This window comes from Bradyrhizobium sp. CCBAU 051011 (assembly GCF_009930815.1).
GTDB lineage: Bacteria > Pseudomonadota > Alphaproteobacteria > Rhizobiales > Xanthobacteraceae > Bradyrhizobium.
Genome location: NZ_CP022222.1, coordinates 5749766 through 5761488, shown reverse-complemented (window position 1 = coordinate 5761488; position 11723 = coordinate 5749766). Strand labels below are relative to the sequence as shown.

General features: G+C 62.8%; 8 protein-coding genes and 1 pseudogene. 4 read left to right on the top strand and 5 right to left on the bottom strand.

The features are described 5' to 3' along the window. Nucleotides 1-71: 71 nt before the first annotated feature. Complete coding sequence (locus ACH79_RS26935) at nucleotides 72-1271, top strand: GNAT family N-acetyltransferase (RefSeq protein WP_161853638.1); 1200 nt, start codon at nucleotides 72-74, stop codon at nucleotides 1269-1271. After that, nucleotides 1268-2212 (top strand): cupin-like domain-containing protein, encoded by a 945-nt coding sequence (locus ACH79_RS26930; RefSeq protein WP_161853637.1) that lies wholly within the window; start codon nucleotides 1268-1270, stop codon nucleotides 2210-2212. The genes ACH79_RS26935 and ACH79_RS26930 overlap by 4 nt, the downstream gene beginning before the upstream one ends. 160 nt (nucleotides 2213-2372) lie before the next feature. Here the strand turns inward: ACH79_RS26930 and ACH79_RS26925 are convergent, their stop codons facing one another. Together ACH79_RS26925 and ACH79_RS26920 are read right to left on the bottom strand one after the other, a co-directional pair. Next, entirely contained in the window at nucleotides 2373-3011 is a 639-nt protein-coding gene (locus ACH79_RS26925) for an NIPSNAP family protein (protein ID WP_161853636.1), read from the bottom strand. 132 nt (nucleotides 3012-3143) lie between these two features. Next, nucleotides 3144-3809 (bottom strand): DsbA family oxidoreductase, encoded by a 666-nt coding sequence (locus ACH79_RS26920; RefSeq protein WP_161853635.1) that lies wholly within the window; start codon nucleotides 3807-3809, stop codon nucleotides 3144-3146. 159 nt (nucleotides 3810-3968) lie between these two features. Between ACH79_RS26920 and ACH79_RS26915 the strand changes: the two genes are divergently transcribed. Beyond that, on the top strand, nucleotides 3969-4763 hold the full coding sequence (locus tag ACH79_RS26915; protein WP_161853634.1) for a thioesterase family protein: 795 nt from the start codon (nucleotides 3969-3971) through the stop codon (nucleotides 4761-4763). Here ACH79_RS26915 and ACH79_RS26910 read toward each other — a convergent pair. Continuing rightward, nucleotides 4751-5572: a helix-turn-helix domain-containing protein gene (locus tag ACH79_RS26910; protein ID WP_161853633.1), complete on the bottom strand. Its 822-nt coding sequence runs from the start codon at nucleotides 5570-5572 to the stop codon at nucleotides 4751-4753. The genes ACH79_RS26915 and ACH79_RS26910 overlap by 13 nt on opposite strands. A gap of 53 nt (nucleotides 5573-5625) precedes the next feature. Further along, nucleotides 5626-6450 (bottom strand): helix-turn-helix domain-containing protein, encoded by an 825-nt coding sequence (locus tag ACH79_RS26905; protein WP_161853632.1) that lies wholly within the window; start codon nucleotides 6448-6450, stop codon nucleotides 5626-5628. 1256 nt (nucleotides 6451-7706) lie between these two features. Here ACH79_RS26905 and ACH79_RS44290 point away from each other — a divergent pair. Continuing rightward, a pseudogene (locus ACH79_RS44290) lies at nucleotides 7707-7924 on the top strand (transposase); the annotation flags it as partial. Between the two features lie 956 nt (nucleotides 7925-8880). Here the strand turns inward: ACH79_RS44290 and ACH79_RS26895 are convergent. Beyond that, the gene (locus ACH79_RS26895) at nucleotides 8881-11295 is read right to left on the bottom strand and encodes an LPS-assembly protein LptD (protein WP_371419285.1); all 2415 of its coding nucleotides are present in this window, start codon (nucleotides 11293-11295) and stop codon (nucleotides 8881-8883) included. Nucleotides 11296-11723: the final 428 nt, after the last annotated feature.

The following is an 11723-nucleotide window of genomic DNA, read 5'->3' as shown; positions in this document are numbered from 1 at the left end:
GAACGCGATGACCACGCGGTGTCCTCCGGACGTCGCTGGCCGCATAAGTCGCGAACGGGGATTCGGGGAAAGTGGCCGATATTGCCGATACATCGACGGTGCGCCGCGCATCGGGCAAGGACGCAGACACCCGCACGCCGGTCTCCGGCGGGGTGCTGACGCCGCTTGCGGGTATTTCCGCGCGCCAGTGGCACGCGCTCTCGACGCGCGCCGCGGAGCCGAACGGCTATTACCTGCCCGATTGGGAATTGGCGGTGAACGCTTCTGCACAGGGACGTGGCAATGCCACCGCGCTCGGCGCGTGGCGCGATGCATCCACCCTGATCGGCCTCGTGCCCGTGATTTCGATGTGGCGCGCCTACAGAATTCCTTTGCCCGCTTTGGTCAGCGCCGATCCCTACGGCACGCTTTCCACGCCGCTGCTCGACGCTGATATGGCGGAGGAAGCGGTAGCGGGCATCTTGCGGCGGGCTCGGCGTGCCGGCGCGCGTGCGTTGATCCTCCGCGCCACCTCGCTCGATGGCGCAGCCATGAAGGCCTTTGCCGACGTCCTGCATCGCGGCGGCATGCAGCCGCTGGTGCTGCAATCACATGTCCGCGCCTGCCTCGACGCCACCGGTGATGTCGATGCGCTGCTGCGCGAGGCGCTTGGCGCGAAGAAGTTGAAAGAACTGCGCCGCCAGCGCAACCGCCTCGCTGAACACGGTGCCATCCAATTCGACGTGGCGCGGACGCCAACCGAGGTCACCGCCGCCATCGAAACATTTTTGGTGCTGGAGGCGAGCGGCTGGAAAGGCCAGCGCGGCACCGCGCTCAGCCAGGACGACGGCGACGCCACCTTCATCCGCCGCGCCACGTCGGCGCTGGCCGAGACCGGCCAATGCGAGATCGTCACCCTGCGCGCCGGCGAAACGCCGGTGGCGGCCGCGATCGTGCTGCGCCACCAGGACCGTGCCTTCTACTTCAAGCTCGGCGTTGACGAGCGCTTTGCGAAGTTTTCGCCGGGCGTGCAATTGACGCTGGAACTGACGCAGCATCTCTGCGCCGATCCGGCCATTGCCACGGTGGATTCCACCGCCAGTCCCGATCATCCCATGATCAACCCGATCTGGCGCGGACGCCTTGCGATCGGCGACGTCCTGATCCCGCTGCGGCGGAACGATCCCGTAGTCGCGCTGATCCGCGCCGCCCTGGCATTGCGCGACGCGATCCGCAAGCCGGCGCGCCGGATGGTTCATTTGATCAGAAAACGGCAGGAGCGATCCGCATGAATACCCTCACCGCCATCGCGCCTGTCATTACGGCCGATCACGACGCGCTCCGCCGCGACTTTCCGCTGAAACCGTTTGCGATCCGTCACAAGCTCGCCGGCCATCCGCTGCTGACGCTGCCGCGCATCGCGCAACTGGCCTCCGAACTGCCGCGCGACCTGATCGAATATAATTCCGGCAAGGTCGCGATCAGCCAGGATCCGGATGCGATCCCCGCCGTCGACCTCGACCCCGTCGAAGTCGTGAAAAGCATCGAGACCGCCGGCGCCTGGATGGTGCTCAAGCGCGTGGAGAACTCGCCGGAATATCGGGCGTTGCTGGAGGACACGCTGCTGTCGGTCGCCCGCGCCCGCGGCTTCAACAGCTTAGGCGACGCCGGTTTCGAACAGGTCGAGGGTTTCCTGTTCGTGTCCTCGCCGAACTCGACCACGCCGTTCCATCTCGACAGCGAAGACAATTTCTTCGTGCACATCCACGGCGAAAAATTCTTCACGATCTTCGACAATAGCGACCGCTCGATCGTCTCCGACGACGAGATTGAGCGCTCGATGACCAAGCATCGCAACCTGAAATACGACGAGAGCATTGCGTTGCGGGGCACGGAGTTCCACCTGTTCGCCGGCGACGGCTGCTATGTGCCCTATCAATGGCCGCACTGGGTACGCACGGCCGGTTCGTTTTCGATCTCGATGGCGATCACCTGGAAGACGCGCGAGGTGCGGCGGATGAACGATCTGCACTTCTTCAATTCAATGCTGCGCGGCATCGGCCTGCCGCAGCAGCCACCCGGCAAGCAGCCCGCGCTCGATGCGCTGAAGCTCGCGTTCTATCGCACGGTGACGACGGCGATCAAGCCGCTGCGCGCCTCGATGGCGATGCGCCGCGTGCTGCGGCGGATCGCGCTCGGGAAACGGGCGAATTATTATTTGAAGGGCGCGTAAGCCGTAGCCTAGGTGAAGCGAAGCGTAAGCCGTAGCCCGGGTGAAGCGAAGCGTAACCCGGGGCCGGTGCAGCAAGATGCGAGAATCCCGGATTGCGCGGAGCCTGTCATCGGGCGCGCATTCGCGCGACCCGTTGGCTTCATCCGGGCTACGGGAAACCTCACTGCAACGGCGAATGCGGCGCCGGCAGCATGATGGTCGAGTGCATTTCCTCGAGGAAGCCCGGCCCCTTGCCCAGGAATTCCTGCCACGCCGGATCCTTCATCGCATTGCCACGCGCCTCTGCGCGGGCGTTGAGGCTGGGATAGGCCCAGATATGGCAGGCCTCGTTCGGTTGACCCGCTTCGGTCGTCCAGAGGCCAACGATCTTTGAGTATTTCTCGCGCTCCGGCAGCACGCCGGTGAACGCATCCAGCCATTGCTTGAGCCCGCCCGCCGCCTTGGCGCGGTAATTACGCAGTTCGTAGACATTGCCCGTCGAGGCCGGCGCTACCGGCGGCCTCACCGCGTTCATCAGGCGGACCTCCTGACGTACGAGCAAGGGGCGGATCAGCGGCACATACTCGCCGGTCCAGCGCGAATTCTTTGCAAGTTCGGCCCGCATCCGCGCGCGCTCGTCAAAACTGTTGTAGCTCCACATGTGCAGGACCTGATTGAGCGGCCCGATCTCGGTCGACCAGTAGCCTTCGAGCTTGCCGTAATCGTCCTTGCGGATCTCGCGCGATATCGTGCTCGCGGCCTTGATCATGTCACCGAGCGTGCCGGGCTTTACGGTGTAGGTGCGCAGTTCGTAGATCATGGTGTCTCCCCAAGTCTTGTTGTTGCTAGTTCCATGGGGCAACGCACGTCGTCAACCGCTACACTGCGTTTGCGGAGAGAAGCCCCTCACCCCGCCCCTCTCCCCGCAAGAGCGGGGCGAGGGAGAAGAAAGTCACTCCGCCGCCTGCGCGTTGACCTCGGCGGACACCTGACGGATCGCGCGGGCGAGCTGGTCGGCGGGCTGTGCGCCTGACACCGCGTATTTCTGCGCGAAGACGAAGGTGGGAACACCCGAAATACCCTTGTCGGACGCTTCCTGCGCCTGGCCGGAAATCAGCGCGACGTCCTCGTCGGTAGCAAGGCGCTTGCGGACATTGTCGGCATCGAGGCCGATATCGGCGGCCGCCTGCACCAATACGTTCACGTCGGTGAGATCGCCGCCGTCGCGGAAATACAATTCCATCAGGCGCTGCTTCATCTCGGCGGATTTGCCTTCCGCTTCCGCCCAATGGATCAGCCGGTGGCAATCGATGGTGTTGGGCTGGCGCTTCACGAGCTCCGGCCTATAGGTCAGCCCCTCCTCGCCCGCGGCCGCCACGACGCGGCCGGCGATGCCCTTGTAGGCTTCGACCGAGCCGAATTTGGCGGTGAGATATTCGTCACGGCTGATGCCCTCGCGCGGCACCCAGGAATTGAGGAAGAACGGCCGCCAGCGCACTTCGACCGGAACATCCGGCACCAGCGCCAGCGCGTTCTCGATCCGGCGCTTGCCGATGTAGCACCAGGGGCAGACCACGTCGGAGACGATGTCGATCTTCAGGGGCTTTAAGGTGCTCATCGGGGCGTCCTCGCAAAATGATGCCCGGAAGGTAATGAGATCGGACAGCGAGACAAGGGCGATATCAGCATGTCTCGTATCACTTCACCTCCGCGGTTATTGTGGCAGCCGGCCGGCCTTTCTAGAACTCCGCGGATCGATTTGGACCGGAGCCCTGCAATGACTGCCATTTTCAAGCCGGAAGGCCCCCTGTTTCGCGCCACCGAACATGCCGGCGGGCCGTGGTCGCCGGATATGCTGCAGGGCAGCGCGACCACCGCGCTGATGACCCGCGAGGTCGAGCGGCTGGCGAAAGCCTCCGGCTTTGCGGTGCGCCGCCTCACCTTCGATCTGTGGCGGCCGGCCGGACTGCGCGCCTTCGGCCTTGAGACCGAGATGCTGCGCGACGGCCGCAAGGCCAAGACCATGCAGGTGCGCCTACTGGACGGCGACGTCGAGATCGGCCGCTGCACGGCGCTATTGACGGTGCAAGGCGGCGAGTCGCCGGCCGATCCATTCTCGAAGGACGCGGGTGACGCCGCGCCGGAGACCGGAAAGCAGCCGCCGTCCTTTGCGCAGAAATGGAGCCGCTATTTCCAGAACGTCTCGGTGCGGTTGATCGAGGGGGCGCTGGAAAAGCCCGGCCCTGCAGCCGCCTGGATGCGGCTCGACGTGCCCATGGTCGAAGGCGAGACCAACACGCCGCTGTTGCAGGCGGTGCAGGCCGCGGATTTTGCCAGCGGCGTCGGCCAGATCGTCGACATGCGCGAATGGACCTTCATCAATCCCGAGATCAGCCTGTATTTCTTCCGCCCGCCGGAGGGCGAGTGGATCCTGATTCGCTCGCGCACCCGTGCGGGCGCCGACGGTGCGGGGCTGACCATGGCGAGCTTAAGCGATCGCAAGGGCCCATTTGCCGAAGTGCTGCAGGCCATGACCTTCGAGCGGCGTGCCGCGCAGGCTCAGGCATCCTGAGCGGCGAACGCGGTGAGCGCCGCTTCGGAGGCGGCGTCGGCCGGCATGAACATCTCCACACGCAATTCCTGCAGCGTGACGTCCTGAGGCGTGCCTAGCGTCAGCACTGCGCCGATCAGCCCGATGCTGACGTCGTCCTTCTTCAGGCGCACTTCGCAGAGCGGCCCCGGCGCATCGGTTTCGTTGAGCTGCGGCGTCGGCAAATCAGGCAGCTTCAATAGTTCGCGCCAGGTCGACTGCAGTGCCAGATCGAGCGGCGCGGCCATCGCCTCATGACGGGCGCGCGCCAAGAGGGCCGCTGCGACATCCGGCCAATCCACCACAAACGGACGCAGCTCATCGGGCGCCAGAAACATCCGCATGTGGTTGAGCGGCCGTGTCATCCGCTCTTCTCCCAGCAGCATCATCATCAGCCGTGACGCCGCGCGGTTGGCCTGCATCACGTTCCAGCGTCGGTCGGTGACGATGGCCGGAAATGGCTCGTGCCGCCGCAGCAGCAAATCGATGGCGCGTTTCGCGTCCGCGACTTCAGGCGCGGAAAGATCGCGCTCGCCATATTGCCGCGCAAAGCCGCCGGCCTCGAGCAGCGCGTTGCGATCGCGCAAGGAGAGACCGAGCGCCGCCGCCAGTTGCAGCAGGATATCGCGGCTGCCGGCGGCCTTGCCGGTTTCGACATAGCTCAGATGCTTGATCGAGATGCCGGCCTCGAACGCGAGATCGGCCTGGCTCATGGCGCGGCGGTTGCGCCAGCCGCGCAGGAGATCGCCGACCGGATTGATCGGCAGCGGTGCATGTTGGCGAGAGTCCATGTGCCGATTATGCGAAGCGGACGCAGCGGTGTAAACGGTTCGTGACGCCGCGCCTAACCGAGACCCGCCGCCACCTGCCGCATCCGCTCGGCGGTCAGATCATCCGCCGGGAAGAAGGTTTCCAGCGCGAGCTCCTGCAGCGTGATGTCGACGGGCGTGCCGAACACCATGGTGGTGGAGATGAAGCTTAACACCTCGTTCCCAAGCCGCAGCTTGAACGGAATCGCGACATTGTCAGCCGAGATCGGGCCGGACCGCGCCGGCATCTTATAGGCCTTCAGCTCCTGATACAGCTTGAGCAGCTCGGGATCGGCCGTCGCCTCGCACTGGCGGTGCAGCCGCTCCAAAAGATGCGCACTCCATTCGGCGAGATTGACCGTGCGCGGCGCAAGTCCTTCGGGATGGAAGGCAAGCCGCAGAATATTGAAGGGCTGCTGCCCGAGCAGATGCGGCGGAATGCCTTCGAGCAGCGGGGCCACCATGCGGTTGGCCGTCACCAGATTCCAGTGTCGGTCATAGGCCAGCGCCGGATTGGGCTCATGCGCCTTCAGTACGAGGTCGATCGCCTGGCGGGCGGATTTGAGCGCGGGATCGTCGAGCGAGCGCTGCGGAAAGGCCGGCGCAAAACCGGCCGCGACCAGGAGTACGTTGCGTTCACGCAAGGGAACCTCCAATCGTTCGGCGAGCTTCAGCACCATCTCGCGCGACGGCGCCGCGCGGCCGGTCTCGACAAAACTGAGGTGACGCGCCGATATCTCTGCATCTCCCGCCAGATCAAGCTGGCTCAAATGTCGGCGTTGCCGCCATTCGCGCAGATGGTCGCCGATATGGACGGGTTGGGTTCGTTCGGCTCGCGCCGTGGCAGCATGTGCGTTCATGGTGGAAAATCTACCATGCGAATTTCAGCCATTCCATTACGTCCGAGGTAATGGATTTTGCCGCCTAACCACTTGAACTCGCAAGAATTTCTTTTTCTGTCTCCTAACTGATACCAACACAAATACCAACATCCCGAACTCAAACAAAAATGCTGGCGAGCCGATTATTGGCGAGCCTTGCCCCAAGTTCGTCCAGTGATCCAGCACGTGCGCGAGAAGTTCGTCTGCGTAACCTGCCAAGCTATCACCGAACACGCCGGGCCTCGCACCCGATTGCACGTGGACTTGCGGGCCGAAGCTGTTCGCCCATTTGAGTGCTGAGGCCGGCGCGCAGGCGGTGCGGAGTAAGTCGCCGCCGACCAGGTAAAATGCCTTGCCGAAGCCTATCCTTCGCTTCGGACTTCCCAGACAACGATGGAATGTGGCTCCTTGCCAGAAGTTCGATCATTCCCGGCTTGGCGCGGTAGCCACGCTTCTCGCGCTTCCGCACAGATTAGGAGTGGGCCCGCGCGTATGGGCTTCTGCGCTGCAGCTGTCATCTACGTGGATCGGACCGCGGCACACCATCACGCATCCCTAAGTCCCGCCTGGGAACGGGATACCATGGAAACCCAGACCTATGGCAGTTCGGAAGACCTGTCTGTGTTAGGAGCGCGGAATGCGGGACACGCATAGGATTCGTCCTGAGCAGGAGTCATGTGGATGCTGATATTTGAGCGGCTGCCGCCCGGCGATCCGAACGCTGCAGGGCTGGGCGATCTCGGTGCTGCAAGAAGCCGGCGCAATCCGCGGCAGCGGCGCACGAACGGGAGGGCAAAAAAATCGACTCCCGCTCAACGGGCTCAATCAGACAGACGGTGCCGTGCTAATCCATGCAGGTTGGCTCACCACACTAGGACTGGCACAAGCTGTCATGTCTGCTGGTTGCTTCTCCGCCTCAGATTGTGCCGCAGCCGCGGCTGACCTAGTCAGTTCCGAATTTGCAACCCTCCGTACTCGCGCGCCGGCAAGGCTATCTTTTGACCGCCGCATCCGCGCTGGTCGGACTCTGAATACCTTCCTTCAAGACGCAGCTTCTTCCATCCGCTCACCTATCCTCACAGACGATTACCTCAAACTGGTTCAGTATGTCTGACATCCTAAACGTTCTTATGTATGGGAGGGCTGATAAGGGTGGGCAAGTGTAGCTTAAGCCTTGAAGCAGCGTAGGAATTGGTTGCCGATCCTGCTCCCCGTTCTAGGCCGCCTCACCCGCCATGCCGGACTGTACAACCGCGACATTCCTGTTTCCAGCTGTTGGCCGCAAGAAGATCACCGCCGCTTTCGACCCGGGCGCTTGTCGTCCGACTGCGGCATCATGCTCCTCGCCCAAGCTGAGCGCCGCGCTTGGCATGCCGAGCGCCTGGCGCGCTTCATTCCGGACCAGCGCGATGCGACCCGCGTCAAGCATGCCGTCGCCATGATCCGCGCCCGAACGGCATGGCGCCGCCGTCGGCGCAGCACGTCGATGCTGCGGCCCGATTTGTTCACACTGGCGATCGGCTATTCGGTTCAATCCCGGCGAGACTCCCATCTCACCCCGTTGATTGACGTTCAAATGATGCGTGGCAGCGACGCCAGCCGAGTGAGTCAGGAGGCGATCATTGCCGGCGCATCAAAATATTCCGTCAGCCATTTCATTGACTGCGCGCCGATTGCTCGGAGGATGTGCATCGCTGATTGCCTCACGCAGCGGTTATGGGTAATTGAAAGCTACCTTGCAGCAGGAGCAATTGTTGGTCATGACAGGCCCGCCGTCCGTCTAGGCTCGCACAGCAGGGAATGGCGGTCGAAAGGCGACAGCGGTCCGCTCTTGTCCTTCATGACCTGGCTGAAGGCGATGCGGTACATCGTAGCGGCCCCTGGCCATGCCCCCCGCAGATTGCTCGGGCCAGTCCGATAGCTAGTAATGCGATGACCAACGCGATTGAATTTGCCGAGGTTTGTTGGTGTCGATGTGGATCAATTCGCCCGGATGTTACCGCTCGCAGCGACGGCTCGGTTCGGCCGGATCCAGAGCGGCGAGCCTGTTCTAGTAAAACCGGTGCAGGATGCGGCTAACGGTTCCCGCTGACATTCCGACTCCGGCAGCGATCTGCTTGCCGGTGTGAGCTGCCGGCTTAACGCCTCGACTCCGGCGCACGTCAGGCGGAGTTTGGCTTGGCAATTGAACGGGCTTGAGGAGCGATCGCGCGATACATGCACTATTGCGGAACCCTACGATCCATTTGGCGACCGCCTTCGCTGTAGTAATCGAACTGCGGCCGCCTCCTTCGTCAGGCCACCTTGACCTCTCGACCTTTCCGCGCCTGTCGGCGTGATGATGCACAGCAGAGGCCACGAGAGAGCGGCATGTCAACTTGTCCATGCGCAGGCAGCGACATCGTTGCCTCAGAGGCCGATCGAATTCACCCCGATCGTTCGTAGACCGATAGTTAGCAGGTAGGTCTTATTCAGCACGGGCGGCGTGGTGCCGGCGGAGTAGCTATAGGAAATTACATAGTTGGCCGCCAGCACGAAGCAATCGTCCACATAACCGGCGCCGACCATATATTGGTTGATCTTGTTGGCCTCGAGATCCCAGCGCGCGGAACCCGTAACCACCCAGTTGGACGCGACCTTCAGCGAGCCGGTGGTCAAGATGCCCTCGCGCCGTGTCAGATAGCCGAGCTTGGGCTGGGCGGCATAGTTGCCATACAGCATGCTGACCGACCAGCGATCGAAATTGGCGCGCCCTTCAGCCTCGAAGCGCTGGACGTTCCAGGTCTGCTCGTCCATCCGGCTGCGGACGCTAAACATATAGGTCCGGTTCGGGGAGTAGCTGCCGCTCGCGACATAGTCGGAGCGCGGCTTGTCGAGGCCGGAATCGAGACCGGAATTGATGGAATCCTGGACCGCGAAGGAGTTCATGCCGAACAGCTGGTAGGATTGGCCAAATAGCACATTGACGCTGCCGCCGTGATCGAACTGCGTGGTCGCCTGCACGCCGACATTGGCGCGGCCGCCGCCCTCGACGCGGTCGTGGCCGGAAAACTTGTCGACGCTGAACAGATTCGAGGTGTCGAAAACAAAACTCTGCGCGTCTTCGTTCGGCAGCCGGCCGGCATAGGTCTCGTTCGGACGAGCGATGACCTGCGCGATCGGCTCGATCGTGGTCGTGCCCCACGGCTGAACGTTGATGAAGGGGTAGCGATATTCGAGGCCGATCGCCGGCATCAGGCGGACCGCCTGGGTGTCGCCGACGGGCAGGAAGTTCGATACGCCGGGCTGGTTCGAGATCGAGGCGTCGATGGCGTCGGCGCGCAGGATCGCAAATGGCGTCCAGATTTGGCCGATCGGATCGGTGTACGAGCGCCGCCACTGTGCTTCAGCCGTCAGCCGCGTATACGTGCCGGGCATGCCGCGCAACAGGCACTGCGAGGGGATACGGGCGAGCGGGTCGGCCGATGCGTTCAGGCACAGGCCGGTGGTATTGGCCAGCGTCGTGATCGGGTCGAAGGCCGCCGTGGTACGCGACAGGCCGGTGAAGTTGGTCTTGTAGCTGACCTCACCGCCGAGGATCGGGTGGTTGATGACGTTGGAATAGTCGATCACCGGATGGATCACCGGCACCTTGTCCTGGCTGCCGGAGTAGGAGAGGTAATAGATCGTGCGCGCATCGAAGAAGCTGCGATTGCCGACGCCGGTCAGATAGAGCTGCGAGATGGCTTCCGTCGGCAGGCTCAGGAACGAGCCCAGCGGATCCTTGTACTGGGCCAGCCGGTAGTCCGAGAAGAAGTAGTAGTCGGACAGCAGGACGCCGTCCCAACCCCACACCCATTTGTCATTGAGCGCGAACTGGCCCTTGGTGTCGAGGCCGCCGCGGAACTGGCGGTCGCCGGGCTGGCCGGTGAACGCAATCTGGTCGAGCTGGTCGATGCCGTAGGCGCGGATCTGATACGAGCCGTTGATCAGGCGCTGGCGGAATTCGCCCTGGAACAGCACGCCTTGCCGCGTCGTGAAGCGCGGGTTGAAGGTCGCGTCATAATCCGGCGCGATCGCCCAGTAGAACGGGGTTTCGACCGCGTAGCCGTGCGTCGAGTTGGTGCTGTAGGCCGGCATCACAAAGCCGGTCTTGCGCTTCACCGTCGGATCGGGCGTCGAGAAATACGGCAGATACGCCATCGGCACGCCGAAGAACTCGAGCTGCGCGTTTTCGAAGTACAGCATCTTGTCGGTCTGGTCGTGGATGATGCGCGCACCCTTGACCTGCCACAGCGGCGGCTTCTTCGGATTGTCCTTGCACGGCGCGCAGGCGGTATAGACGCCGTTTTCCAACACGGTGTAATTGCCGGCCGAGCGGTCGGCGCGCGTCGCCACCATCCGCGTCGCGTCTGCGGTATCGACGCGCAGCGAATCGACGAAACCGTCACGGTAGTCGTCGCTCAGGTCCATGATGTTGGCGTAGGCGACTTTGCCTTCCGCATCCGTCAGGCGGATGTTGCCTTCCGCATGCAGCCGCTTGGTCTTCTGGTCATAGATGACCTTGTCGGCCTCCACGCTGGTGCCGTTGTAGAACATCTGCACGTTGCCGACCGCCGACACGCGCTGATTGTTGTAGTCGTAATCCACCTCGATCGCTTGCACGAGCATCTGGTTGTCGTTAGCCACTTTCGGCCGCGTAGGTCGCGGTTGGCGCGGATTGTGGGTGAAGCTTTGCGCCGATACCTTCACCGAGACGATCAAGTCGCACGCAGGCGCGATAACAACGGCGATAGCAAGCAATATGCCGCGGCGACGACCGACCACAGTCAATACCCCTCCCACGGAGGCAACGAGGTCTACAATCTGATACCGCCGCCAACCAACGGCCACGTCACAGCAATCGGACCGAACAGCCGCGCACGACGTACGCGGCAGCATCAGCATGGCACTGATTTGAATCAACTCAGCAAGGTTCATCTGAACTCTGTGACAAGGCGTGCGAGACCCGTTATGGGGACGTAACAAAAACGCCCCATATCAAGCAACCGACGTGCCAATGTCGTTCTGCCTGCTTTCCTCACTGAACATCGTGTCTCTCGCCGCGCTGGCGGAAAACTGCCGTCGTACTGTCGGGCCTGGAACATCGACGTCTTGGACCGGACATGGCCCGCGCAACAACCGGGGCGGTCTATGGCGACGATTCCAGAAACAGCAACTGCGCGAAATCAGCCTTGCTTGGCTCGCATGCTCCCGCCGCTGTTATAGGGTCT

Bases quoted from the DNA above. Each gene is read 5' to 3' on its own strand.
- ACH79_RS26930 (WP_161853637.1), top strand. From the start codon at position 1,268: ATGAATACCCTCACCGCCATCGCGCCTGTCATTACGGCCGATCACGAC.
- ACH79_RS26925 (WP_161853636.1), bottom strand. From the start codon at position 3,011: ATGATCTACGAACTGCGCACCTACACCGTAAAGCCCGGCACGCTCGGT.
- ACH79_RS26920 (WP_161853635.1), bottom strand. From the start codon at position 3,809: ATGAGCACCTTAAAGCCCCTGAAGATCGACATCGTCTCCGACGTGGTC.
- ACH79_RS26915 (WP_161853634.1), top strand. From the start codon at position 3,969: ATGACTGCCATTTTCAAGCCGGAAGGCCCCCTGTTTCGCGCCACCGAA.
- ACH79_RS26910 (WP_161853633.1), bottom strand. From the start codon at position 5,572: ATGGACTCTCGCCAACATGCACCGCTGCCGATCAATCCGGTCGGCGAT.
- ACH79_RS26905 (WP_161853632.1), bottom strand. From the start codon at position 6,450: ATGAACGCACATGCTGCCACGGCGCGAGCCGAACGAACCCAACCCGTC.